The 25,421-nt window shown below is 64.9% G+C and carries 24 protein-coding genes; 10 read left to right on the top strand and 14 right to left on the bottom strand.

The window, feature by feature from the left end; genetic code table 11:
• Positions 1-161: 161 nt before the first annotated feature.
• The 5 genes from leuC to BUA26_RS07440 form a co-directional block, all read right to left on the bottom strand.
• Entirely contained in the window at positions 162-1,574 is a 1,413-nt protein-coding gene (leuC, locus tag BUA26_RS07460) for a 3-isopropylmalate dehydratase large subunit (RefSeq protein WP_072759196.1), read from the bottom strand.
• Positions 1,571-2,515, bottom strand: a complete 945-nt coding sequence (locus BUA26_RS07455) for a branched-chain amino acid transaminase (protein ID WP_072759194.1) — start codon at positions 2,513-2,515, stop codon at positions 1,571-1,573. The genes leuC and BUA26_RS07455 overlap by 4 nt, the downstream gene beginning before the upstream one ends.
• A 9-nt stretch (positions 2,516-2,524) precedes the next feature.
• Complete coding sequence (locus BUA26_RS07450; RefSeq protein WP_072759192.1) at positions 2,525-4,120, bottom strand: 2-isopropylmalate synthase; 1,596 nt, start codon at positions 4,118-4,120, stop codon at positions 2,525-2,527.
• A 110-nt stretch (positions 4,121-4,230) separates the two neighbouring features.
• The gene (locus BUA26_RS20425) at positions 4,231-4,368 is read right to left on the bottom strand and encodes a hypothetical protein (RefSeq protein WP_178368551.1); all 138 of its coding nucleotides are present in this window, start codon (positions 4,366-4,368) and stop codon (positions 4,231-4,233) included.
• A 188-nt stretch (positions 4,369-4,556) separates the two neighbouring features.
• The gene (locus BUA26_RS07440; protein ID WP_072759188.1) at positions 4,557-4,940 is read right to left on the bottom strand and encodes a helix-turn-helix domain-containing protein; all 384 of its coding nucleotides are present in this window, start codon (positions 4,938-4,940) and stop codon (positions 4,557-4,559) included.
• Between the two features lie 184 nt (positions 4,941-5,124).
• Here BUA26_RS07440 and BUA26_RS07435 point away from each other — a divergent pair, with 184 nt between their 5' ends.
• A complete protein-coding gene (locus BUA26_RS07435) occupies positions 5,125-5,322 on the top strand; it encodes a hypothetical protein (RefSeq protein ID WP_072759186.1) in 198 nt (65 codons plus the stop codon).
• Between the two features lie 66 nt (positions 5,323-5,388).
• Here BUA26_RS07435 and thrC read toward each other — a convergent pair whose 3' ends face one another.
• The 7 genes from thrC to BUA26_RS07400 all read right to left on the bottom strand — a co-directional run bounded on the left by thrC (position 5,389) and on the right by BUA26_RS07400 (position 13,019).
• Entirely contained in the window at positions 5,389-6,705 is a 1,317-nt protein-coding gene (gene thrC / locus BUA26_RS07430) for a threonine synthase (protein ID WP_083572900.1), read from the bottom strand.
• Positions 6,702-7,667, bottom strand: a complete 966-nt coding sequence (locus tag BUA26_RS07425) for a homoserine kinase (RefSeq protein WP_072760163.1) — start codon at positions 7,665-7,667, stop codon at positions 6,702-6,704. Before BUA26_RS07425 ends, thrC begins: the two co-directional genes overlap by 4 nt.
• Before the next feature lie 53 nt (positions 7,668-7,720).
• Positions 7,721-8,875, bottom strand: coding sequence for a homoserine dehydrogenase family protein (locus BUA26_RS07420; RefSeq protein WP_072759184.1), 1,155 nt, complete (start codon positions 8,873-8,875; stop codon positions 7,721-7,723).
• Positions 8,876-9,210: 335 nt separating this feature from the next.
• Positions 9,211-9,837, bottom strand: a complete 627-nt coding sequence (locus BUA26_RS07415) for a class I SAM-dependent methyltransferase (protein WP_255368196.1) — start codon at positions 9,835-9,837, stop codon at positions 9,211-9,213.
• 130 nt (positions 9,838-9,967) lie between these two features.
• Entirely contained in the window at positions 9,968-11,140 is a 1,173-nt protein-coding gene (locus BUA26_RS07410) for a YncE family protein (protein WP_072759180.1), read from the bottom strand.
• A gap of 53 nt (positions 11,141-11,193) precedes the next feature.
• Entirely contained in the window at positions 11,194-12,012 is an 819-nt protein-coding gene (locus tag BUA26_RS07405; protein WP_072759178.1) for a creatininase family protein, read from the bottom strand.
• Positions 12,013-12,128: 116 nt separating this feature from the next.
• Complete coding sequence (locus BUA26_RS07400; protein ID WP_072759176.1) at positions 12,129-13,019, bottom strand: LysR family transcriptional regulator; 891 nt, start codon at positions 13,017-13,019, stop codon at positions 12,129-12,131.
• A 116-nt stretch (positions 13,020-13,135) separates the two neighbouring features.
• On the opposite strand from BUA26_RS07400, the gene BUA26_RS07395 reads away from it, so the two are divergent.
• The 4 genes from BUA26_RS07395 (at position 13,136) to BUA26_RS07380 (ending at position 16,523) form a co-directional block, all read left to right on the top strand.
• Positions 13,136-14,119 (top strand): aldo/keto reductase, encoded by a 984-nt coding sequence (locus BUA26_RS07395; RefSeq protein WP_072760159.1) that lies wholly within the window; start codon positions 13,136-13,138, stop codon positions 14,117-14,119.
• A gap of 14 nt (positions 14,120-14,133) precedes the next feature.
• Positions 14,134-14,916, top strand: coding sequence for a carboxymuconolactone decarboxylase family protein (locus BUA26_RS07390; RefSeq protein ID WP_255368195.1), 783 nt, complete (start codon positions 14,134-14,136; stop codon positions 14,914-14,916).
• 65 nt (positions 14,917-14,981) lie between these two features.
• Positions 14,982-15,389, top strand: a complete 408-nt coding sequence (locus BUA26_RS07385) for a (R)-mandelonitrile lyase (protein WP_072759174.1) — start codon at positions 14,982-14,984, stop codon at positions 15,387-15,389.
• Positions 15,390-15,470: 81 nt separating this feature from the next.
• Positions 15,471-16,523, top strand: a complete 1,053-nt coding sequence (locus BUA26_RS07380) for an NAD(P)-dependent alcohol dehydrogenase (protein ID WP_072759172.1) — start codon at positions 15,471-15,473, stop codon at positions 16,521-16,523.
• 64 nt (positions 16,524-16,587) lie between these two features.
• Here BUA26_RS07380 and BUA26_RS07375 read toward each other — a convergent pair whose 3' ends face one another.
• Positions 16,588-18,615, bottom strand: a complete 2,028-nt coding sequence (locus tag BUA26_RS07375; RefSeq protein ID WP_072759170.1) for a bifunctional 2',3'-cyclic-nucleotide 2'-phosphodiesterase/3'-nucleotidase — start codon at positions 18,613-18,615, stop codon at positions 16,588-16,590.
• Between the two features lie 190 nt (positions 18,616-18,805).
• On the opposite strand from BUA26_RS07375, the gene BUA26_RS07370 reads away from it, so the two are divergent.
• The 4 genes from BUA26_RS07370 to BUA26_RS07355 all read left to right on the top strand — a co-directional run bounded on the left by BUA26_RS07370 (position 18,806) and on the right by BUA26_RS07355 (position 21,992).
• Positions 18,806-20,518 (top strand): sulfatase-like hydrolase/transferase, encoded by a 1,713-nt coding sequence (locus BUA26_RS07370; protein ID WP_072759168.1) that lies wholly within the window; start codon positions 18,806-18,808, stop codon positions 20,516-20,518.
• A 239-nt stretch (positions 20,519-20,757) separates the two neighbouring features.
• Positions 20,758-21,051 carry a hypothetical protein gene (locus tag BUA26_RS20710; RefSeq protein WP_255368194.1) on the top strand — a complete coding sequence of 98 codons (294 nt, stop codon included), beginning with the start codon at positions 20,758-20,760 and terminating at the stop codon, positions 21,049-21,051.
• Positions 21,052-21,130: 79 nt separating this feature from the next.
• Positions 21,131-21,346 carry a GDCCVxC domain-containing (seleno)protein gene (locus tag BUA26_RS20705; RefSeq protein ID WP_072759166.1) on the top strand — a complete coding sequence of 72 codons (216 nt, stop codon included), beginning with the start codon at positions 21,131-21,133 and terminating at the stop codon, positions 21,344-21,346.
• A 235-nt stretch (positions 21,347-21,581) separates the two neighbouring features.
• Entirely contained in the window at positions 21,582-21,992 is a 411-nt protein-coding gene (locus BUA26_RS07355; protein ID WP_072759164.1) for a hypothetical protein, read from the top strand.
• Between the two features lie 53 nt (positions 21,993-22,045).
• Here BUA26_RS07355 and BUA26_RS07350 read toward each other — a convergent pair whose 3' ends face one another.
• Entirely contained in the window at positions 22,046-24,034 is a 1,989-nt protein-coding gene (locus BUA26_RS07350; RefSeq protein ID WP_083572898.1) for an alkaline phosphatase family protein, read from the bottom strand.
• Positions 24,035-24,275: 241 nt separating this feature from the next.
• Between BUA26_RS07350 and BUA26_RS07345 the strand changes: the two genes are divergently transcribed.
• Positions 24,276-25,337 (top strand): glycerophosphodiester phosphodiesterase, encoded by a 1,062-nt coding sequence (locus BUA26_RS07345; RefSeq protein WP_072760150.1) that lies wholly within the window; start codon positions 24,276-24,278, stop codon positions 25,335-25,337.
• The last annotated feature ends 84 nt before the right edge of the window (positions 25,338-25,421 follow it).

The raw sequence follows: 25,421 nt of genomic DNA, 5'->3' as shown, positions 1-25,421 counted from the left end.
CTTCTCCCCGCCGGGGAGAAGGTGCCCCGAAGGGGCGGATGAGGGGCGGGTGCTCGCGGTGGTGTTGATCGAAGCGCGCTTCGATGCGCGTGCTCCGCAAGATTGGCCCCTCACCCCAGCCCTCTCCCCGTGGGGGAGAGGGGGTAGAACATGTGCTCCGTTCATGCCGCCACCTCCACCAGGTATTCGCGCGGATCGGCAATGCGGCCGGCCAATGCAGATGCGGCGGCAGTGGCCGGGCTGGCCAGCACGGTGCGTGCGCCCTTGCCCTGGCGGCCTTCGAAGTTGCGGTTGGAGGTGCTCACCACCAGTTGGCCCGGCTGTGCCAGGTCGCCATTCATGGCGATGCACATCGAGCAACCCGGCACACGCCACTCGGCGCCGGCGGCGGTGAATATCTGATGCAACCCCTCGCGCTCGGCATCGCGGCGCACCGCTTCGGAGCCGGGCACGACCAGCATGCGCACACCGTCGGCGACGCGGCGGCCGCGCAGCACGTTGGCGGCCTCGCGCAGATCGGACAGGCGCGAGTTGGTGCAGCTGCCGACGAACACCACGTCGACCGGCGTGCCCTGCATCGGCTTGCCCGCTTCGCTTTTCATATACTCCAGCGCGCGGCGTTCCTGCGCATTGGTGGCGGCCGGCACCGGCGCGTCCATCGCGATCGCCATGCCCGGATGGGTGCCGTAGGTGACCGTTGGTTTCACCGCGGTGGCGTCGATGCGCACCTGGTGGTCGTAGGTGGCGTCGTCGTCGCTGCGCAAGGCGCGCCAGCGTTTCACCGCGGCATCCCACGCGGCGCCCTGCGGCACGCGCGGACGTCCCTTCAACCAGGCGAAGGTGGTCTCGTCCGGCGCGATCAGTCCCGCGCGTGCGCCGGCTTCGATCGACATGTTGCAGACGGTCATGCGCTCGTCCATCGACAGCGCCTCGATCGCCGCACCGCGGTACTCGAGTACATAGCCGGTGCCGCCGTCGACGCCGATCGTGCCGATGATGTGCAGGATCAGATCCTTCGCGCCGATACCTGGTGGCAACTGGCCGTCCACATGAATCGCCATGGTCTTCGGCTTGCGTTGCAGCAGGCACTGCGTCGCCATCACGTGGCCGACCTCAGTGGTGCCGATGCCGAACGCCAGCGCGCCGAACGCACCGTGCGTGGACGTGTGGCTGTCCCCGCAGACGATCGTCATGCCGGGCTGGGTAGCACCCAGTTCCGGGCCGATCACGTGCACGATGCCGCGATCGGCACTGTCCCAGCCGTGCAGTTCGACGCCGAACTCGCGGCAGTTCGTTTCCAGCTGAGTCACTTGCGCCTGCGCTTCGGCGTTTGCGTAGGGGCGGCTGCCGTCGGCATTCGTCGGCAAGGTCGGCGTGGAGTGATCCAGCGTGGCCAGCATGCGATCGGGACGACGCAACGGCAGGCCACGTTCGCGCAGCTCGCTGAACGCCTGCGGCGAAGTCACCTCGTGCACCAGATGCAGGTCGACGTAGAGCACCGCCGGCGTGTCGGTGGTTTCGGGCACGACGACATGCGCGTTCCATACTTTCTCGAATAAGGTCTTGCCGCTCATGCAGCCTCCTGTGCGGTGACGGCGGCATGCACCGGCGTTAACCAACCCCAACGGTCTTCAGTACGGCCGTCAAACAGGCCGAAGAACGCCTGCTGCAATTGCCTGGTGATCGGGCCGGGCGTACCCGGGCCGACGACCTTGCGATCCACCGAGCGCACCGGCGTGATCTCGGCGGCGGTGCCGGTCATGAACACTTCGTCGGCGGTGTACAGCGCCTCGCGGGGCAGGTCGCGCTCTTCCACGGTGATGCCGAGATCGGCAGCCAGCGTGAGCACGCTGTAGCGGGTGATGCCGGCGAGGATGCCGGCGCTCGACGGCGGCGTGAGCAGCTTGCCGCGCTTGACCAAGAAGAGATTTTCGCCGGCGCCTTCGCTGAGCAAGCCGTTGTGGCCCAGCGCGATGCCTTCGTCGTAACCACCGCGTCGCGCTTCCAGTCCGATCAGCTGGCTGCTGAGGTAGTTGCCGCCGGCCTTGGCCCAGCTCGGCAAGGTGTTCGGTGCGGGGCGATGCCACGAGGACACGCACACGTCCGCGCCTTTTTCCACCGCATCGCCCAGATACGCGCCCCAGTCCAGCGCCATGATCGCCACCTCGACCGGCGAGCCGCCCTTCGGCAGCACGCCCAGGCCGCCGGCGCCGCGGAACACGATGGGCCGCACGTAAGCCGAGCGCATGGCGTTGGCGCGGATCAGCTCCAAGCAGGCCGCGTTGATCTCGTCCTCGCTGTAACCGATCTCGATCTCATAGATCGCCGCCGATTCGAACAGCCGGCGCGTGTGTTCGGCCAGCCGGAAATACGCCGGGCCTTGCGGCGTGGCGTAGACGCGCTCGCCCTCGAACACCGAGGAGCCGTAGTGCAGGGCATGCGTGCTGACATGGACGCTGGCATCGGCCCAGGGCTTGATGCGACCGTTGTGCCAGAGGAAGGGCGTGTTGCTCATGACGGCTCCTTACAGGTTGGCGACGGCGACCGGCGGGGTGGCCGGCGTCTGTCGTTCGATACGGTTGACGATGGCCAGCGCGGCCAGCGCGGTGGCTTCGACGATGTCGGTACTGACACCGTGGCCGCGCCATTCGCGGGTGGCATGGCGGGCGGTGAGCTGGGCCTGGCCCTGCGCGTCGCCGCCTTCGCTGACGGCGCGTACCTGGAAATCGGTCAGCTGCAGGTCGCTGCCGGTGGCGCGCTCGATCGCGCGCAGCACGGCATCGACCGGGCCATCGCCGATCGCCGCTTCGCCGACCTCGCGACCGTCGTCGTGACGCAGCTTCACCGACGCTGAGGCGCTGCCGCCCAGATGCGTGCTGGTGTTCAGTTGCACCAATCGCCACGGGCCGGCCGCATCCGGATCCAGGCCCAGTGCGATCGCTTCCAGATCCTCGTCGTGCACTTCGCGCTTCTTGTCGGCCAGCGTCTTGAAGCGCGCGAAGATCGCGTCCAGCGCCCCGTCATCCGGCGTGTGCCCCAGCGTCTCCAGCCGCTGGCGCAGCGCAGCGCGGCCGGAGTGCTTGCCCAGCACCAGCCGTGTCTCGGCGATGCCGACGTCCTGCGGACGCATGATTTCGTAGGTGCCGCGATGCTTGAGCATGCCGTGCTGGTGGATGCCCGATTCGTGCGCGAACGCGTTGTCGCCCACGATCGCCTTATTGCGCGGCACGGCCTGGCCGGTCAGCTGGGTCAGCAGGCGCGAGGTGGGATACAGGCGGCGCGTGTCGATGCGGGTGCCGACGCCGAAGTGCGGCGCGCGCACCTTCAGCGCCATCACGATCTCTTCCAGCGCGGCGTTGCCGGCGCGTTCGCCGATGCCGTTGATGGTGCATTCCACCTGGCGCGCGCCGGCGCTCACCGCGGCCAGGCTGTTGGCCACCGCCATGCCGAGGTCGTCATGGCAATGGCTGGAGAAGATCACCTTGTCCGCATCGCGCACATGCCGGCGCAGGTAGGTGAACAACTCGACGATCTCGGCGGGCGTGGTGTAGCCCACCGTGTCCGGTGCATTCAGCGTGGTGGCGCCGGCGGCAACGACGGCGCTGAACACCTCGGCGAGGAATTCGGGTTCGGTGCGAAGCGCATCCTCGGCGGAGAACTCCACCTCGTGGCACCGCGTGCGAGCCTGTTCCACCGCGGCCACCGCGGCATCGACCACCTGGGCCTTGCTCATACCCAGCTTGTGTTCGCGATGCAGCGGGCTGGTCGACAGGAACACATGGATGCGCGCATGCCGCGCCTGTTCCAGTGCGCGTGCGGCGCTGTCGATATCGCCGCTCTGGCAACGTGCCAGCGCGCACACCGTGGTGGTCTTCAGGGTGCGTGCGATCTCGGCCACGGCGGCGAAATCATCCGGCGAGGCCTGCGGGAAACCCGCTTCCAGCACGTCGACGCCAAGTGCCTCCAGCGCTTGTGCAATGCGCAACTTGGTGCGCCGGTCCATCGAGAAGCCGGGCGCCTGCTCGCCGTCGCGCAAGGTGGTGTCGAAGATGCGCACGCGGTCGTCGGCAGCGCGAATGCTGCCGGAGGTTGTTGCTGTTACGTCTGAATCGGGGTTCATCGCTGGCTCCGCTGATGCGAGCCGAGGGCAACAAAAAACCCCGCGCCGTTGCCGGTGCGGGGTTCTTTGGGAGTCTTCAGGTTATTGCTTAGTTACCTGGACACATGCCCTCAGCCCGCACCTCCGTTGGTAATAAGGAGTACGAGTACAAGGGCAAGAAGGAGCGTGCCGCGAACCTGCAGCAGACCGGCAATCGTCGCGAGACGATTGTTTTCGGTGATGCGGCGGTGGCTGTTGCGCTGCGACATGTGGTTGACCCTAAGGCAGGTCGCACGGAGCTGTCAACTGTTTTTATTATGACGAAAACTTCTAAGCATGCCGGATGCGGTTTGGACGGCTAGCCGTCCAAGCACTTACGCACGCTGCGGCTTCCTCAGGTTCACCCGGTTTTTGCGCAGCGGAACGGTGCCGTGCACGAGGCTGCATTACCGCCTGCTCAGTCGCGCGCATCGAGCAGGGCCAGCAAGCCCTGGCGGCGTTTGACCGAGAGCTTGCGGACGGCTTTGAGCACCTTCTGCTCGTCCGGGCTCAGCACCTCGTAGTTCCTGGCTTCCTCGCCGAGCGACGGCGGTACCACCATCGGGCCGCGCCCCGTCGCCAGCCAGTTCAGGCTGACCCGGCAATCGTCGGCGATCTCGATCAATCGGCCGAGTTCGGGGATGGCACGGCCAGCCAGCCACAGTCGTGCCGTCTCGCGGGCGATGGCGTAGTAGTTGGCCAGCGCCGTCGTGCGCTGTCGACCGGGAGGAATCATCGTGCGGTCGAGCGCCTGCTGAAGGCGTTGCCCAAAGTGGCTGGAAGCGGATGCTTTGAGACTCATGTGCCTGCCGAGTGTTGCACCCGCAGTACGTCATAAATCCAAGCTGAAATGGTTGACAATGGCAATCGCAAATGGCGAATATGAGTGGCGCGCCACAGTTTGTCGGGCTCTCCTGCACGAGCGCCATGGCAGCCTCTGACGCCGCACCCGGAGCGCTTGACGTGGCCATGGAGAGGAGCGAGTCGTGGATGAGGCGCTGTTCACATTGCATCTGCGTTTGACGCAGCCGGAGATCACCAGCCTGCTGATGGCCCAGATCACGCAGACAAGGCTCAGCCGGCTGACATTCGGCGAGGTAGCGCCGATCACCTGCGTCGACCGGGCCGTACTGGAAAAGCTGGTGCGTGCGCAGGCGCTGATGTCACTGGAAAAAGCGAGATAGCGCTCGTGCCACGGTAGTCAGAGTGACCGGGCTTTCCCTGGACCGGCCCGGTCTGCCCATGTCTTGCTAGTGGCTCGATAGCCAGGCTACGAGCGCGTCGTCATCTGATGGCAGCGGTTCGGCGTGGGCCGAGCGCGCCAGCATCGCAGCGAGTGCTGGCGGCACTTCGACCGAATGGCCGATCAGCGGCTCCACCACGCTCTCGAACTTGGCTGGATGCGCGGTGGCGACGACCGCCCAAGGCGAGTGATCGCCTGCCTTTCTCAGGTGATCGAGCTGGTGCATCGCGGTGGCGGTGTGCGGACAGAACACCTCGCCGTGTTCTTGAGCATGGCTGGCGATGGTGTCGCGGATGGCCGCATCGTCGACGCTGTGTGCCTGCAGCAGATCGCGCAGATGGTTTTCATCGGGAAAGGTCCAGCGCAGCCGCTCGAAGTTGCTCGGTGCGCCAACGTCCATGGCATTCGCCAGCGTGGCCACGGCTTCGCGAGGTGCGTAGTCGGCGCCGGCGAAATAGTCGGGCAAGGTGGCGTTGGCGTTGCAGGCCAGCCGAACGGTGCCGATGGGCAGGCCCAGCTTGCGCACCCACAGGCAGGCCAGCGCGTTGCCGAGGTTGCCGGTGGGCACGATGAAGTTCAGCGGCGTGCCGTGTTCGCGCCACCAGCCCAGCGCCGCATGCGCGTAGTAGCTCATTTGCGGCAGCAGGCGGCCGAGGCTGATGCTGTTGGCCGAGGACAGCGGCAGTTGCGCCTGCAAGCTGCTGTCGGTGAGTGCGGCCTTGACCATGCGCTGGCAGTCGTCGAAGCGGCCGGCCACGCGCAGCGCGCTGACGTTGTCGCCGAAGCAGCCGAGCTGGTGTGCCTGGCGTGGCGAGACCCGTCCGTCGGGATACAGGATCACCACGCGTACGTTCGGCTGGCGATGGAACGCCGCCGCCACTGCGGCGCCGGTGTCGCCCGAGGTGGCGACCAGGATGGTCAGCGGCCGGGCATCGAGGCGCGGCAGCCGGCGCAGGCAGGCGGCGAGGAAGCGTGCGCCGAAATCCTTGAACGCCGAGGTCGGGCCATGGAACAGCTCCAGCATTAGCGTGGCGGGATGGGCGGGTAATGCGTGCAGCGGCGCGTCGAACGTGAACGCCTCGGCGCAAATCGCCCCCAGATCGTCGGCGAGCGGATCGCCGGCGAAGAACGGCGCGAGCAAGGTGGCTGCGGTGCCGGCCAGCGAGTTGTACGGGTCGAAGGCGGCCGGATCGATCGATGGCAATGCTTCTGGCACGTAAAGGCCGCCATCGGGTGCGAGCCCGGCGGCGATGGCCTGGCTGATCGGCACGACAGGGTCGACGCTGCGCGTGCTGTGATAGCGCAACGGTTCCATATTGCTCATGCATCGGCCTCGAGCGAGGGAATCAACGCCGCCGCCGGCCCGTCGACCGGCGACACCCACACATCGCTGTCCAGCCCGACCTCGGCGAACGCGGCCTGCATAGCGGTGACGGCGGTTTCGGCGTCGGCGCGGTTGTCGTACCAGCCGAACACGCTGGGACCGGCGCCGGAAATGCTGGCGCCCAGCGCGTGATGATCCAGCGCGGCCTGTTTCACCCGCGCGAAGTTGGGTATCAGCGGTGCACGACGCGGTTCCACCAGAACATCTTTGAGACCCTCACGCACCAGCGCAGCGTCGCCGCGATAGCAGCCGGCCAGCACCAGGGCGAGGTTGGAGCTTTGCGCGACGAACTCGCCCAGCGCGTAGTGCCCGGCCAGCGCCGCACGCGCCTTGCGCGTTTCCAGCACCACGTGGGGATGCACCAGCGCGCAATGCCAGTCGGCCGGCACCGGGATACGCAGCAGGCGCTCGTGGGTGGCCAGCACCAGGCCGCCGAGCAGCATCGAGCCGAGATTGTCGCCATGCCGGCTGCCGCTGGCCACGGTCTCGCCGTCCAGCGCGAAACCGTATAGCGATTCACGCGGAAGCGGCTGCGCCAGCAAAGCGTTGGCGGCCACCAGCGCAGCCACGCAGGATGCGGCCGAACCGCCCATGCCCGAACCCAGCGCAATGCCTTTGTGCAGGATCAGCTCGAAGCCGTGCTGCAGGCCCAACGCCTTGCGCAGCGCGAGCAGGGCGACGCCTGCCGTGTTCTGGCGCGGGTCGGTTGGCAGTTCGGTGACGCAGCCACGGATCGCCGCGATGCGTACCACCGGTTCGTCGATGCGGCGCACCTCGGCGCGATCGCCGGCACCGGCCAGGCTGTGGCCGAGCAGGTCGAAACCCACACCCACGTTGCCGACGCTGGCAGGTGCGAAGGCGCAGGCGACCTGGGGAAGTTTGGGGCGACGCGGTGCAGCCATGACGGGTTCCAGCAGGTCGGTACCGAGGAAGTCGGTACCCAAGAAATCAGAGTTCATGCGCGCACCTCCAGCGACTCGGCAATGCGCAGCAGATCGGTGAACACGCCGGCGGCGGTCACCTCGGGACCGGCGCCGGGGCCTTGCACCGACAGGGGATTGTCGCAGTAACGGCGTGTCGTGAATTGCACGATGTTGTCGGTGAGCCGTGTATGCGCGAACGGATGCTTCGCGGGCAGGACGACCAGCTTGACGCGGGCACGGCCGTGACGGTCGAGGCTGGCGACATAACGCAGCACACCACCGGCAGTGGTCGCCTCGGCGAGCCGGATCGACATCAGCGCGTCCAGTTCGTGCAGTCGCTGCAGGCAGTCTTCGAGCGGCAGGGCGGCCAGCGCGCGTGGCACTAGACTCTCCACCGCCACGTCCTCCAGCGACAGCGGCCAGCCCGCTTCGCGTGCCAGGATCACCAGCTTGCGCGCCACGTCCATACCGGACAGGTCGTCGCGCGGATCCGGTTCGGTGTAGCCCAGCGCATGCGCCTCGCGCACCAGCGCCGAGAATGGCTGCTGTCCATCATGGCGGTTGCACAGCCACGCCAGCGTGCCGGAGAACATGCCCTCCACCGCGAGCAGTTCGTCGCCGGTGTCGAGCAGATCGCGCAGCGTCTGCACCACCGGCAGGCCCGCGCATACTGTGGCTTCGTAGCGGAAGCGTGCGCCGCTGGCGCAGGCCGCGCGGATGGCCTGCCAGCGCGACAACGGTCCGCTGCCGGCGAGCTTGTTCGGCGTCACCACGTGCATGCCGGCGGCGAGCCAGCGGGGATAGTGCGCGGCCACATCATCGTTCGCGCTGCAATCGATCAGCAGCGCGTGCCGGCCGTCGTTGCCGCGCACGTGTTCGGCAAACGCGTCCAGGTCGTTTGGCCGCCAGATCTGCGCGCCGCCGTGGCGGCCGTTCAGTTCGGCATCGTCGCAGTCCAGCCACATGCGCTTGCTGGCCACCACGCCGCACAGCCGCAGTTCCAGCCCGTTGTCGCGAAGCAGTCGCGGCTGCGCCGCCCGCAACTGTTCCAGCAAGGCGCTGCCGACCCGGCCCGGACCGATCACGCCGACGCGCAGCATGCGCCGACGAGGAGTCGTCACCGATGCCGGTAGAGGAAGCAGGAGCCGCGGCGAATGTTCGGCAAGTTCGGACGCACAGATGTTCACGATGACCTCCAGTTGAGGCCCGTGCTCGCTGGCGGATCGGCTTGTGCTTGGGGAGTGCACCGGCCCGCCTCATCGAGGGCGGGGCCGTTGCGTAGTGAAGAACCTATTCGCGCACGGACACCCACCCCGACCGAGTCGTGGTGGTAATCGTAATCGTGGTGGCGAAGGAACGAATGTTGACGCCAGCCGGCAACGGCACATGCCCGGCGGAGGCCGGGGCGGAGTGCATGCGTGCTGGCGTGGAAAGCGGCGACATGGAACCGACCTTAGAGGGATTGCTGCGCTGCGGTCAACAGATTCATTTGCAACTTTTTGTTATATCCATGCCGCACCGGTCAATCCGCCACCTGCGCAATGAAGATCACCGACGCGGGCTTCTGTGTCTGCGGATGCAACGGCTCGCGCATCTCCAGCAGGCGCAGGCCATGCTCGGGAAAAAGTTTGATCCAGCTTTCCAGAGTCCGGAAATACCAGGGAGCCGGATCGCCGAAGTCGGCGTTGAAACCAGCCCACGAGCCTTTCCTCCAGCCATCCTGGTAGGGATGGTCGCCACACGCGATGGCCGGATGCAGGGTCTGAATCAGCAAGCTGCCATGTGGGTTCAGCAGCGACCGGATGACACCAAACAAACCGGCGACGGATTCGTTGCCCAGTAGCGCGAAATTGCACACGACGGCGTCGACCGGCTCGCTGAGCCGGCCTGCAGCCACGTCCTCATACGACATCACGCGGAAGTCGCCACCGCCGGCCCGCCTGGCCTGTTCGATCAGGGCGGGAATCGCATCGATCCCGATCACGGCGATGCCGGTGGCGGCAAGTGCACGGGCGAGCCAGCCCTCGCCGCAGCCGAGGTCGAGCACCGAGCGCGGCGAACGGCCCAGCGTGGCCTCGACGATCGCTCGATCGGTGACCAGCCGACGGCTCTCGATCTGTCGCTCGCGCACGGCGGCGATCCACGGCACCGCGTTCCTGCCCCAGGAAGCGACGATTTCCGCATCGCAGAGTGGATCGATGCTTATGCCATCTCTCCTGGGCTGACAATTGAGCGTCGCAGATTCAAGGAAACCGTTTATGCGGCCTGCTGGTCACAGCTCAACGCACGATCCCGGTGTGGCCCAGCGAATAACGCCCGGGCTGCGGCCAGACGGCCAGTCCGTGCGGCTCGGCGCCGACCTTGATGGATCTGACCGCGCCGGTGGTGGTGTCGAACGCGTAGACGACATCGTCGAAGCGCCCGGACAGCCACAGCAGCTTGCCGTCGGCGCTGACATTGCCCATGTCCGGACTGCCGCCGCGCGGGATCGGCCAGTTCGCGACGACCTTGCGCGTGGCGAAATCGATCACCGACACGCTGCCCTTGCCGTGGCGCTTGCCGTGTATGCGATTGGAGCCGCGATTGGCGACATACAGCTTCGTGCCGTCCCGGCTCGGATACATCCCGTGCGTACCGACGCCGGTCGCGATGAAACCGATCCTGGTGAAGCTGTCGCCGTCGACCAGGAAAACCCCGTCCGCCATCATGTCGGCGATGTAGAACACTTTGCCGTCGGGCGAGATGCGGATGTCCTGCGGCATGCCCTTTTTGTCGAGCAGGAGATAGCCCACCACCTTGCGCTTGACCATGTCGATCTTGGCCAGCTTGCCGCCGAATTCGCAGGTGAAGATCGCGTATCTGCCGTCGATCGAGAAATCGGCGTGATTGATGCCCTTGCACTCCGGCACGGACAGACTGTTGTGCAACGCCATCGTATGCGCATCGCGGAAGTCCAGCCGCGCATGCGACTCCGCCACCACGATCGCTTCCTTGCCGTTCGGCGTGAAGTACATGTTGTAGGGATCATCCACCGCGATCGCCGCGCCCGGCTTGCCGGTCTTCGGGTCGATCGGAGTGAGGCTGCCGTCGTTATGGCCCTCGGCGTTGTTGGTTACCCACAGCGTCTTCAGATCCCATGCCGGGACCACGTGCTGCGGGCTGTGGCCGACGGGAAACGTATCGACCACCTTGAACTTCGCCGGGTCGATCACGGAGACCGTGTTCGAACGCAGGTTAGGGACGTAGATCCGCGGCAACGCGTCGACCACCGCCGGGCTCAGGTGATTGACGCCGGCCTCGCTGTACATGTTGCTGGCGTTCACCACGGCGGGCATGCCGGCCACGGTGGTCACGGACTGTGCGGCCGTGGCGATGGAAGTGATGCATGTGCCTGCCAGAGCGACGCCAACACACGCGGCGATCCGGAAAAAACGAGGGGGACGTGGAGTCATGGCGATCTTCGTTATCGATAAATAGGGGGGAGGAGTCGGGTGTCGGCGTCGCATTATCGCCCAGCGGTGTCCTTCCTGATGGCATCGACCGTGCGCGACACGATCGCGTCGATACCCGGCCGGCCCAGTGCTGCGCTGGCGCGGCGCGGGTCACCGCCATAGACGCCGTCCGCGGGCCCGAGCTTCGCGCTGCTGTGCAATCGATCCAGCCTGACCATCTGCGGCGCGACGGCAAGTTGCAGGGACGTGTCGGCAAGGCCCGCATGGGTGCCGATTTCATCGTCGCGATAACCCCGCTGACGCAGGATCTGCGCGTAACCGTCCGAGCTGGTTGCGTAGTATTCCGGCGGCGCGAAGGCCCGTGCCGCCGAGCCGGACCAGGTCTTGTTGAGATGGGCGGCTACTCGCTGGAGATCTTTCTGGTAGCCGCCATGGTCGCCCAGGAAGACGATGTTGCGGAAACCATGCACGGCAAAACTATTCGCGGCGGACTCCAGCATCTTCTCGAACACGTCGTCCGGGATGGTGATGGTTCCGGGAAAGCGCATATGCGCCGTCGGCGGTGCATAGCTGCCTTCCGGAACATAGGCGATGACCGGTGCGACGAGTGCATTGCCCAGCCCCTCCGCAATCCGCTGCGACAACCACGCTGCACGCGCGTTGTGCTTGCCCAGCGCAACATCGGGGCCGCTCTGCTCGGTACCGCCGATCGGGATGATGATGGTGGTCTTGCCGGCCTGGATCTGGTCGCGCAGCTCGGTCCAGGTGAGATCCTGCAGCAGTACGGTTTTCGGTGTCTGCGCAAACGCGGCCTGGGTCGCGAAGAGCAAAACGGCAAGCGCGAAGGCTCGTCGCCATGGGTGATGGATCATGAACAGTCCTTACTGGCGCAAATCCCGCGCTCGGTAGCGGGGCGGAATACGTAATAGTGGGTCGAGAACGAAGATAAGGGAACCTCGATAAGGCTCTTCGTCCGCACGGCGCGGCCTCACGGGTAGCGCAATGCCTCCACCAGCAGCGAAAACGCCGGCGAGTGGTGGCGTCTGCTCGGGTAGTAGAGGTGGTAGCCGGGAAACGGCGGGCACCAGTCGCCCAGCAGGCGTTCGAGCCTGCCTGCCGCGATATCCGCCAAGACCATGTCTTCCGGCAGACACGCCAGACCGAAGCCGTCGAGAGCCGCCGTACGGATCTGCCCGCTGCTGTTGAAGGCAAGTCGACCTTCCACACGAACGTTCAGAGCATGGCCGTCCCGCTCGAACTCCCACGCGTAAAGTCCACCGTGGGTAAGGAAGCGGATATTGATGCAGTCGTGCCCGGTGAGATCGCGCGGGGTATGCACGGGCGGACGTGAAGCGAGGTAATCGGGCGCGCCGACGACGGCCATCCGCATCGGCGGACCGATGGGTGTGGCGACCATGTCCTTGGCCACCTGCTCGCCTAGACGGATGCCCGCATCGAAGCGCTGGGCGACCACATCGATCAGGGCGGAGTCGGAGATGACCTCGACGTGGATGTCTGAATACGCCGGCAAGAGCTTCCGCAGCGCCGGCCAGAGAATTGTCGTGGCGGCGTGTTCTCCGGTGGTGATGCGCAAGGTGCCGCTGGGCTTGTCGCGCAGCTCGCTCAGGTTCGCCAGGGCCGCATCGATATCGCCGAAGTTGGGCGCCAGCTCCCGAAAGAGCCGCTCACCTGCCTCGGTGGGAGCGACGTTGCGTGTGGTCCGGGTGAGCAGGCGCAGGCCGAGCCGGGCTTCCAGCCCGCGGATGGTGTGGCTGAGCGCGGATGGGGACACACCCAGTTGCGCGGCGGCGCGGGTGAAGCTCCGTTCGCGCGCCACCGTCAGGAAGGCCAGCAAGTCGTTGTAGTTCTCGCGAGGCATGCGCCTGGCACCAATTGATGAATACAAATCATAAGTGCATTCGAATTGCGCCGTCTAATCAGGCAAGTGCTCGCGGCACAAACTACGGGCATTCCCTTTTTGGCAGGAGCATGACCGTGGAAAAGCGCACTCTCGGCAAGAGCGGCCTGGAAGTATCGGCCCTCGGTTTTGGTTGCATGGGTTTGAACTTCGCCTATGGCGCTGCGATGGAGAAACAGGATGCGATCGCCTTGCTTCGGCAGGCGGTCGAAGCCGGCGTAACCTTCTTCGACACCGCCGAGGCCTACGGTCCGTTCACCAATGAGGAACTGGTCGGCGAGGCATTGGCGCCGTTTCGCGACCAGCTGGTGATCGCCACCAAGTTCGGTTTCAAGGACGGTAATTCGTCGGCGGGCATGGACAGCCGGCCGGCGCGCATCCGCGAGGTCGCCGAAGCGTCGCTCAAGCGACTCAGGACCGACCGCATCGACTTGTTCTATCAGCACCGCGTCGACCCGAATGTGCCGATGGAGGACGTGGCCGGCACGGTCAAGGATCTGATCGCGGAAGGCAAGGTCAGGCACTTCGGCCTATCGGAAGCCGGCGTGCAGTCGATCCGTCTTGCGCACGCCGTGCAGCCGGTCGCGGCGCTGCAAAGCGAATATTCGCTGTGGTGGCGCGATCCGGAGAAGAACGTGCTGCCGACCTGCGAGGAGCTGGGCATCGGCTTCGTACCGTTCAGTCCGCTTGGCAAGGGATTTCTGACTGGCAAGATCGACGCGACCACCTCGTTCGCCAAGGACGACTTTCGCAATATCGTGCCGCGCTTCTCGCCCGAGGCGCGCCAGGCCAATCAGGCGCTGGTCGATCTGCTGGGCAGGATCGCCGCCGGCAAGCAGGCGACGCCCGCGCAGATCGCGCTTGCCTGGCTGCTCGCGCAGAAGCCGTGGATCGTACCGATTCCCGGCACCACCAAGCGGCATCGCCTGCAGGAAAACATCGGCGCCGCGGCGATCGCATTGAACAAGGATGATCTGCGCCAGATAGAGGATGCCGTGAGTCAGATCCACGTGCAGGGCGATCGTTATCCCGCCCACCTCGCCGCACGCGCGGGCAAGTGATGGAACGAGGCAACATGATGACGATCACTGAAGCGGCGCGGCGCCATCACGATCAACTGTTTCCAGGCCACGTCTCGACACTGAAGGTCACCGACCCCGAGCTGATCGAAATTTTCGACAACTGGGCGTTCGACGAGGTCATCGAAGCGACTGGCATGGATGTCTGTTTGCGCCTGATGGTGCAACTGGCGGCCCTGATCGCCTGCCAGGCCGTGAACGAATACCGCGTCATGCTGGACGGCGCGCTCAACGTCGGCGTGACACCGGTGGAGGCCAGGGAGATCCTGTATCAGTCCGTGCCGTACGTGGGCATGGCCAGGGCGTTCGATTTTCTGCACGCCACCCATGAGGTGCTGCGGAGCCGCGGCATCGACTTGCCGCTGCCGGAGCAGGCGACCACGACGGCGGCGACGCGGTCCGACAAAGGACTGGAAGCACAGAAGCGCATCTTCGGCGATCGCATCGATGCGATGTACGCGCAGTCGCCGGCGGATCAGATGCACATCCAGCGTTTCCTTTCCGCCAACTGCTTCGGCGACTACTACACGCGCAACGGCCTGGACTTGCGGACACGCGAACTGCTGACGTTCGCGACTCTTGCCGCACTCGGCGGCTGCGAACCTCAGCTGGCCGGCCACGTCGCGGGGAACCTGGCCGTCGGCAACGACCGTCAGGTACTCATCGCCACGATCACGCAGCTTTTGCCCTTTATCGGTTATCCACGCAGCTTGAATGCGCTGAGGGTGATCAACGAGGGTACCTCGGCCGCAGAGACCCAGGCCGATAAGAACCGATGACACATGAGCGAAAGAGGCCGAGTTCGTTCATCTCTAGCGCTCACTTCATCCATCTGAGAACGACCATGGAAATCAGCAGAAACGGTTCGCAGCCATCCATCAAGGGACCTGCCGAGTATTTCACCGGCAACGTGCGCATCGACATGCCGTTCCAACGCACCGGCAGTTCGCGTGTGGGTGGCGGCATCGTCACCTTCGAGCCCGGTGCGCGCAGCGCCTGGCACACGCATCCGCTGGGGCAGACGCTGATTGTCACAACGGGCAAGGGCTGGACGCAGTGCGAGGGAGGACCCATCGTCGAGATCCATGCGGGCGACATGATTTGGTGCCCGCCGGGCCACAAGCATTGGCACGGTGCAACGCCGACCACAGCGATGACCCACATCGCCATTCAGGAGGCGCTGGATGGCAAGGCCGTGGAGTGGCTGCAGAAAGTCACCGACGAAGAATACCTGGCCGGTCCGCCGGCCTAAGCCGCACGCTCGCTTTCTCGTTCTGACTGGCGTGCGCTACCGTTGACCATTCTCTATCTACAAGCCGAAGGATCCATTCGCATGACGACCAAAGCCTATGGCGCCCTTGCCGCCGACAAACCGCTCGAATCGATGGATATCGAACGGCGGACTCCCGGGCGGCACGATGTGCAGATCGATATCGCTTATTGCGGCGTATGTCATTCCGACCTCCACACCGTGCGTTCGGAATGGGCCGGCACGTTGTATCCCTGTGTGCCCGGTCACGAGATCGTCGGACAGGTCAGCGCCGTCGGATCGAACGTCAAGCGATTCAAGCTAGGCGATACCGTGGGCGTGGGCTGTCTGGTCGACAGCTGCCAGCATTGCCCGTCCTGCGCGGAAGGGCTGGAGCAGTACTGCGAAAACGCCTTCGTGGCCACCTACAACAGCCGGACACCGGATGCGCCGGGACACACGCTGGGCGGCTATTCGCAGCGCATCGTGGTCAGCGACAAGTTCGTGCTGAAAATCCGCCACCCGCAGGAACAGCTCGCCGCCGTCGCGCCGTTGCTGTGCGCAGGCATCACCACGTATTCGCCGCTACGGCACTGGCAGGCCGGACCGGGCAAGAAAGTCGGCATCGTCGGCATCGGCGGTCTGGGCCACATGGGTGTGAAGATCGCGCACGCCATGGGTGCGCACACCGTCGCCTTCACCACGTCGGAAAGCAAGCGGCGGGATGCGCTTGATCTGGGTGCGGACGAAGTGGTGGTATCGCGCGACGCCGATGAAATGGCCCGACAGGCGGGCACGTTCGACATCATCCTCGACACGGTTGCGGCCAGCCACGACCTCGATGCTTACACCAGACTTCTCAAGCGCGATGGCACGCTGGTGCTGGTCGGTGTGCCGGAACATGCGCATCCCTCGCCGAGCGTGGGCAACCTGATCTTCAGGCGGACCGCGATAGCCGGCTCGATGATAGGCGGCCTCGCCGAGACCCAGGAAATGCTGGATTTCTGCGCCGAGAAGAACATCGTCGCCGACATCGAGATGATACCGGTGCAGGATATCGACAAGGCCTACGAGCGCATGTTGAAGAGTGACGTGAAATACCGCTTCGTCATCGACAATGCGTCGCTGCTCGGGTGAGGGATCTTCGGGCGCCGAATGGCTTCGGCCTGGAGAGCTGCTGACGGCGGTGCATGCACCGTCATCAGTGCGACAAATCGATCGCGTAAGTCGCCGTGCCGTCGCCGTGATCCTTCACTTGATGGATCCGATCGACGCCGGCCGCGCGCGCCACGTCCTGCTTGCCGCTGGCTGCGGTGAACACCACCGGGCCGTGCGTCTTCAGCGGCGCGAACTTCCATGAGGTCGGTTCGAGATCACCGGTACCGATCTGGTGCCGGCGCTGCAGCCACTTGGCCAGGATCTCGCGGGTCCCGTCCGGTGCCGCCAGCACGATGCTGCGACCGTCGAGGCCCGGAAAACTGCCGCCGCCGCTGGCGCGGTAGTTGTTGGTGACAATGATGAAGGGCTCCGTTGGGGCGACCGGTTTGCCGCGATACGTCAACGAGGTGATGCGTTGGCCAACCGGTTTGGACACATCGATGACGTAGTGGATGCCGCCCTGGATCTGGTCGAAGTTGAAGCCGGGGAAATGGTCGTTGACCAGCGACTGTTCGCCGGTCTTCGCCGGGTCGATGCGGTTGAAGCGTTCGGCGGATTTTTCCAGCCACGCCTTGAGGCCGGCGCCATCGGATTTCACCGCAGCCAGCGTGTTCGGATAGAAGTACAGGTCGGCGGCGCTGCGCAAGGTGAGCGGGCCGGCGGCGACGTCGGTGTAGTCATCGGGGCCGCCGAAGCCGGTGCGGAACGCGGCGGCGGCGGACAGCACCGGCACGTCGGCCAGTTCCGGATGCAGCCGGGGCAGTTCGGTGCGCACGTAGTCGGCCTGGGCGGCGTTGATCGGCGCCAGCGCGGTCATGTTGCCCTGGTCGGCGAAGTAGCTGCTCATGCGCACGGTGCTTTCGCCGATCGGCGTGTTGACGTAGGCGATCGCGGCCTCATGCGTCTGCTGCACGAGTGGCGCGATTTCGGGATCGGCCGGTACGCACGAGCCCTTTTCCCTGCCCGATTTGTCCTTGCCTGATTTGAGCGGGCAGATCAGACGCACCTCGCTGTGCGTATTGTCCAGATCGACCACCCAGCGATCCTGCTGGCGGTTCAGCACCAGCTGGATCACGCCCAGATCCTTGCCGAAGAAACCGCCCATGACCGCGGGCACATTACGGACGAAACCAAGTCGTGCGTCGACATCTTTCATGCCGGCGTAATGCGGGCCGGGGAATTCGGTGTGCGAATGGCCGAGCAGCAGCACGTTGATGCCGGGTACCCCGGCCAGGTACCAGCCGGCGTTTTCCATCTGCGGGGTGTACGGCGAGGTGTCCAGGCCACCATGCAGGATCGCCACGATCAGGTCGGGATGCTGCGCCTGGAGTTGCGGCAGGTACTTCTGCGCTGCCTCGACCACGCCGCTGACGCTGACTTTGCCGGCCAGCTTCTGTTTGTCCCATTCCATGATCGGCGGCGGCGTGAAGCCGATGATGCCGATCCGCAACGGTACGCGGATCTTGCTGCCATCCGGGGTATACGCGTCGATGGTCTTGCTGACGATCGTCCACGGCTTGAAGATCGGCGCGCCATCGCGGGTGCTGTAGACATTGGCCAGCACCAGCGGGAAGTGTGGGCCGGCGCAGCGATCCGGGTGGGCGCCATCCACGTTCATCGGCGTGCCGGTGACCTGCGACAGGAAGCCGAGGCCGTAGTTGAATTCGTGATTGCCGGCGGTACCGCCGTCGTAGCCGATCGCGTCCATCGCGCGATAGATCGCCAGTTCCTGGTCGCAGCCGAGCGGCTTCGCCAACGCCTGGTAATCGGCCAGTACGCTGCCCTGGATGGTGTCGCCGCTGTCGAACAGGAAGGTATTGGGGAATTCCGTGCGGGCGCGGCGGATCAGCGTGGCCGTACGTTCGTAGCCCAGCGAGTCGTCCGGCTTCAGCTTGTAATAATCGTAGCTCAGCACATTGGCATGGACGTCGGTGGTCTCCAGGATCGCCACCTTCGCGCGGGCGCCCTCGGGTGTCTTGCCGGCCCTCCAGGAGTGGCTGGCGCAGCCGGCCAGCAGGGCCAGTGTCAGGGCAAGCAGCAGGGTGGCGAAGCGAGGCAGGCGTGTCGGCATGGCGGGTCCGTGAAGCGGGCGGGTTCAGCCCGTGAAAACTAACAGATCGCCATGGCCGTTTGCCGCCCCGGCCGGGCGGCGATACCCAACGCCAGTGGAACGCCGTGGCGACGTTTCCTGTCTGCTACCGGCGCAAGACCGTAAGATGTCATTCCAGTGACATAAGGTCCTTCAGGGGGACTGTCCACCCATGCCTCGAATCTCGTTACGTCTTGTGCGAACCAGTGCAGTATCGCTGTGCGCGCTGATTTTCTTCGGCGTCTGCATCGCGCTCACCGCATGGCAGGAGCCGTTGCTGTTGCAGCAAGGCTTCATCGCGGGGCTGATGCTGTGCACGTTCGGCGTACTGCTGTTTGCGTTTGGCCGTTTCGCCACGGCGTTGCTGGTCAGCGGCGGCCTGTTTCTGGCGCTGAAATTCATTTCGACGATAAAGCTGCGTTATCTCGATTCGCAACTGATGCCGTCGGATTTCATCTACTACGTGCGCACCAGCCTGCTCGATACGCTGGCCCATTATCCGCACCTGTACACACTGGGCATCGGCCTGTGCGTACTCGTGCCGCCGCTGCTCTACCTGGCGTGGCGCTGGGACTGGCGCATGCTGGCGGGGCTGCGGCCGCGGCACGCCGCTGGCGTGCGCCTCGGCGGCATCGTGCTGGGCACGCTGGCGTTCTGGCTGTGCATGCTGCCGACGGGGCCGTTCGCGCAGGTGCATTCGCGCAATGTGTGGGAGAAGCTGTCTGACGATGCGCAGCTGACCAATTTCTTCGTCACCTTCCGTGATGCCGCGGTCAAGCTGCCGGCGATGGCCAGCGAGACGGTCGCCGAACAGGACTGGAGCAATACCGCGCAGGGTGAACCCGGCAGCACGCATCCGCCGTATCCGGACATCGTGCAAGTGCTGGAGGAGAGCACGTTCGACCCGTCGATCTACGACGTTTGCAACGTACCGCCGTGCCGCCTGGATATGTTCCGGCCGGATGTGCGCACGCGCGCGCATGGCGTGTTGCGCGTGCACACCTTCGGCGGCGGCACCTGGGTCAGCGAGTTCGCCGCGTTGACCGGCATGCCGCAGGACATCTTCGGTCCCGGCGGCATGTATGCGCCATATGTGCTGGCGCCGAAAATCCACGATGCGCTGGCACTCCAGCTGCGCCGGCTTGGCTACCTCAGCATCGGCATTTATCCGACCGAAGCGAGCTTCATCAACGGCAGCAACGCGTATCGGGCCTATGGCTTCGACCATCTGTACGGCGCCAGCGAGCTGGGCCTGGAGGAATGGGAGGAAAGCGACGCGCAGATGTTCGCCGCCGCCAAGCGTATGTACGACAAGATCAGGAAGCCGGGGCAGCCGGTGTTCATCATGATCCTGACGTTGAACCAGCATGGGCCGCACGACGATGATCCGATGTCCAGCTTGCCGCTGGCCTATCGCAACCTGCTGCGCGGGCTGTCGAAGGACGCGGGGCTGAATTTCGACACCTATCTGTCGCGCCTGCATGATTCGGATACGGCGATGCGCGGGCTGGAACACGACTTCCTCGATCGCCCGGAGCCGACCGTGCTGGTGCATTTCGGCGACCATCAGCCGTCCTTCGGTGGACAGATACGTGCGCTGTCGCGCAGCTTGCCGCCCGCGCTGGGGCCGTACCGCGACTATCTCACCTACTACATGTTGAAGAGCAACTTCACCGGCGCGCCGATCCCCAATTACCCGATGCTCGACATCGCGTTCCTGCCCAGCGTAGTGCTGCAGGTCGCCGGTGTGCCGACCGATCCGTACTTCTCCGCGGCGGCCGAGTTGCGCCGGCGCTGCAACGGCTTGTACGACGACTGCGCCGTGCCGGGTCTGCTGGAGTCCTACCATGCATGGACGATCGGCCGGTTGCACGTGTACCAGTGATGGCCGGGGCGGAAAACGCGGAATGACCCCTGGGATGGGTTTCCCTGACCGTGGGTGTCAAACAAGGGCAGTTTTTGTCGTCATCTGGCGGAGGCGGGCTCGGCAGATCCCGTCCAGGCCGTATCGCCTGATGTCGCCCTTCGTGCGGATAGGGGCGTCGGGGCGGCATGCGGGGCCGGCGAGCCCACATGGCGCCGAGGTCATGGCCGTGCTGGCAAGCGTCTTGCGTGGTGAATGTCATGAATGACATCAGCCCCAAGAACATCAGCTCCGACACGCCCATGGTCACCGAAACCGCATCAGGAAACCCGCAGGCACTCGCTGCGGATAATGAGGCCAGCCTGGAACAACAGATGACCGAGCTCGGTCTCTCGAACGACACCAGGCGATTCCTGCGTCACGTTCATCTCGCCGAGAAACAACTCAACGACGCCTTCAACAAATCCCATCAAGGCGGCGAGCTGGAACAGCAGGTGAGCCAGCTCTATCACAAGCTGTATGGCGCTGATGGCGCCAAGCGCGGCTCACGCTAGAAAAAGCACGAACGGATGTAAGCTGGCACGAGTTCTCGTTTGCGCGAGTGTCGTTCGCCTGGTTCATCGTAAAAACCCCATGAAGACTCAACCGGTTCTGCAGAGCACGTTGACCTGTCCGCATTGCGGCCACCAGGCCACTGAAACCATGCCGACCGATGCCTGCCAGTTTTTCTACGAGTGCACGGGTTGCGGCGAGCTACTCCGCCCTCAAGCCGGCGATTGCTGCGTGTTCTGCTCGTACGGCAGCATGCCGTGTCCACCGATTCAGCAGCAGAGGTCTTGCTGCCAATAGCCTCGCAGGCAGTCATGTCCGCTTTCGGTGGGGGCCTCAACCGGTCGATGCCACGGTATGCCGCGCCCTAGCGCCGCTAGCCTCGATATGCTTCAGCGCATCGGGCGAGCTGAGTGGTCACCACCACCACCTGGAAACGTTCAACGGCTCGCACGGCGCGAGTGTCGCTAATGGCTCGTGGCAAAGCGCTCGTGCCTCGGTTACATTGAATTCTCACCACTGTCGGGGCTGGATCATGGGCAAAGACAAATCGCATAAAAAGGACAAGTCGAAGAAACATGACTTGTTTTCATTGATGCTGGAGCAGAGTGAAGTCTTCCGGGAAATGGTGGCGCATTTTCAGAATGCCTGGGCGCCGGAGAAGTTTTTGAACAAAGGTGTCGAAGCCATCGGCGCTGGTCCGGCTTTTGAGACGGTGATTGCAAAGAAACCGAAGCGGGCTGCCAAATCCGCGAAGAAACCTGTTGCCAAAGTCGCGCCGACTTCGAAGAAGGCCGCGCCAGCTGCGAAGAAGCCAGCCGTCGCAGCCAGTAAGAGCAACGTCAAGAAGACGTCGGGTGCGAAGAGTGCCAAGCCCGTCGTGACAAAGAAGAGCGTGGCCAAAGCGGCGTCACGTCCGACAAAGAGAAATTCACCCAAGAAATAGCCGCTGTGGCCTGCGGACCTATGACGCGACGACCGTGAGCGCGATCGCTGCGCTCAATGACGCTCCGGTCCGGCCTGGTCGAAGTAGGTCCAGCTCTTGCCGCCGACGCTGAGCTGCTTGAGCTGCACGGTGAAGCCGAAGCGGGTGGCGGATAGCGGGCTGCCGTCGACGCGCTGCATGCTCAGGCCGGTGGCGGCCTCTTTCGGTTGCAGCGAGGTCGGCGTGACGCGGTAGTCGGTCAGCGGGCGCATCCGCGTGCCGGCCAGGGCTTCGTGCAGCACGCGGCCCTGCGCCTTGGGCAGCGACAGTCCGAGCAGGGCGGCGATGGTGGGGGCGACGTCCACGTTGCCGCTGGGCAGTGGATCGCTGAAGCCCTGCTGGAAACCCGGGCCGGCGGCGAGCAAGGTGTTGTGCACGTCGATCGGGCTGAAGCTGCCGTGTTCGCCGCGCTCGTTGGCCTGGCTGGCGTATTCGGTGCCGCGGAATCCCTGGATCACGGCGTCGGCATCCCAGGCGTAGCTGATGATGATGTCCGGCCCGCGCGCGGCGTTCTCCAGATGCACGCTTTCCGCCGGCAAGGTGCCGGGGATGTCGCCGTAGCGCTTCGCCACGAAGACCGCGCCGACGTATTCGCGCGACTGCAGGAAGCGCACCGTGCGCTTGATCAGGGCTGCATTGTGTTCGGGCTGGTAGAGGTATTCGGTGCCGCCATTCTGCGCGAGTACCAGCGCACCCTTCGGTAGTTGTTCGGGTACGACGTAGCTGGGCGTGGTGTACGGACCGGGTTTGCCGCACAGGTGGCCGTCATCGTCGTAGCGGGTCGGCTGCAGCGAGCTGCCGTCGGTACGCAGGCCGGTCAGCACCGGCACGTAGGTGCAGCCGACACCGTCGAACGCGGTGAAGCCGGCCCGGGTGAGCTGATCGGCAAGGCGGATGCCGCCGGAGACCGAATAGCCCCAGTCGTTGTCGACGCCGGTGACGCGACCGTCATTGATCTGGCGTAGCGGGAACAGGTCGCGTGGACCGGCGATGTTGCTGTGGCCGTGGTCGGACACCACGATGATGTCGGTGTCCCGTGCCATGCCGAGCTGTTGCAGCCGGGCTTCCAGCTGACCGAGCAGCTCGTCCTGCGCTTTCAATGCGAGATGGAATTCCGGCGAGCCGACGCCGTACATATGCTGGGTGGTGTCCGGATTGCGCAGCCACACCACGCTGAGATCGGGCCGGTGTTTCGGCAGGATCACATCCAGGTACACCTTCATCATCCAGGCGTTGGCCGGTGCTGGCGTGGTCTCCGCTGCGGCGGTGGCATCGGCGGTGACGCCATCCTTCAGCGTTACCGGCTTGCCCTGCTCGGTGGGCGAGTCGTTGTCCTCGCGCAGGCTGAGCTGGGCGGACGAATATGTGTTCGCAGTATGGACAGGCAAGGCGTAGCCGGCCCGCTGCAGTTCCCTGGCGAACGCCAGCGGCAGTGCGGTGTTCTCGTCGAGGATCACGCCGCCTTGCTTGTAATCCTGCAGGAATGCGGGGCCGGACTTGCCGACCGCGGCGGTGGTCAGGCCGGCCTTCTGCGCCGCGGCGAACAGCGTGGGCAGTTCCAGCAGTTCATGATCGAAGTGCGCGTCAAGATCGCGCAGCACGGCATAGTCTTCGGTAAAGATCGGGTTGCGGAAATCCACTGCCGCACCCTTTGCATTGAGGCCGCTGGCACCCGGTGCCCAGAAGTGATTGCCATAGAAACCAAGTGGGCCAAGGAACGCGCCGGTGGCGAAACTCGATGCGTTCGCCATGGTGAACGTGGGGTAGGTCGCGTGGTTGTCCTCGAAGCGGCTGCCGCGCTGCGCCAGTGCCAGCAGGTTCGGCGTGTCCTCGGCACTGATCGCATCCGGACGCATGCCGTCCCATACGAACAGGATCACCCGATGCGGCGGTTGCGATCCTGCGGTGGCGGATGCCGCCGGTGCACAGGGCAGGAAAGCCAGCAGGGCAAGAATCAGGAGAGTGGGCAGCGGCAGGCGGCAGCGGCGAAGCACGATGGTCATGGGCAACCTGGGTGATGGTAAACGCAATATCTTGCCAGCCGCTTGTTGCAGTTTGCAGTCTAAGGTGTCTGCAGCCGCGACCGGATAAGAAGTGCGCGCGGTTCGTTCCGGAAGTGCTGGCGAGGGCTAACATGCGATTGTCATGCGTGGCAGGTATTTCGTCAGCGCAGTGCTTACCGTCGGAGTTGTCGCGATGCTTCACCTGTGCTGTATCACCCTCGCCGTCGCTGGAATGCAGGCCATGCCCGTTGCTGTTCCCCTTCATGAAAAGCCGCTTGCCGCGAAGGTACTGGTAATCGGTCATCGCGGCGCGCCGGCATGGCGGCCGGAACACACGCTGGCTTCGTACGGCAAGGCGATCGCCGATGGCGCCGACTTCATCGAACCGGACCTGGTCATGACGAAGGACGCCGTGATGGTGGCCCGTCACGAGAACCAGATCGGTGGCACCACCGATGTGGCAAGTCACCCGGAGTTCGCCGGCCGCAAGACCACCAAGACGATCGACGGCAAGGCAGTCACCGGCTGGTTCACCGAGGACTTCACCCTGGCGGAACTGAAGACGCTGCGCGCCCGCGAACGCCTGCCGCAGTTGCGCAGCACCAAGTACGACGGCGAGTTCCAGATCCCTACGCTGGACGAAATCATCGATTTCGTGGCGGCCGAGTCGGCGGTGGTCGGGCATCCGGTCGGCATCATTCCGGAGATCAAGCACGGCAGCTATTTCCAGAAGCTTGGCCTGCCGATGGAAGACCGGCTGCTGGCCACGTTGGCCGCGCACAGCTACACGCGCACGGCACCGGTGGAGATCCAGTCGTTCGAGATTGCCAATCTCGAATACCTGCACGACCGGCTGGGCGGCGCGCAGGCACGACAGCGTCATCCGAACATCCGCCTGCTGCAGTTGATCGATGACGCCGACCAGCAGCCGTACGACGTGGTGGCCGCAGGCGGCAAGCTCGACTATGGCGAGATGATGAAGCCGGCCGGGCTGCGCGAAATCGCCCGCTATGCCGATGCGATCGGCCCCAGCATCACGGCGATCATTCCACTCGCGGCCGACGGCCGTCTGGGCCGCCCGACCGCTCTGGTGCATGACGCGCATGCGGCGGGACTGGAACTGCATCCGTATACGTTCCGTCCGGAGAACCAGTTTCTGGCGAAGGATTTTCACCACGGCAACGACCCGGCGACCTACAACGAAGCGGGCCTGATCGCCGAGATTCACGCCTATCTCGATGCCGGCATCGATGCGTTCTTCACCGACGATCCGGCGGTCGGTCGCAAAGCGCTCACCCGCTAAGCGTTCACCCGCCGAACCGAGTCGACGCGGGCCTGTCACGCGGTTGCAGTGATGCTGTCCGAGCATGCGCGGCATCTTTGGCTT

The sequence above is a fragment of the Rhodanobacter sp. OK091 genome, from assembly GCF_900142825.1.
Lineage (GTDB): Bacteria > Pseudomonadota > Gammaproteobacteria > Xanthomonadales > Rhodanobacteraceae > Rhodanobacter.
This window is presented reverse-complemented; position numbering and strand designations above follow the sequence as displayed.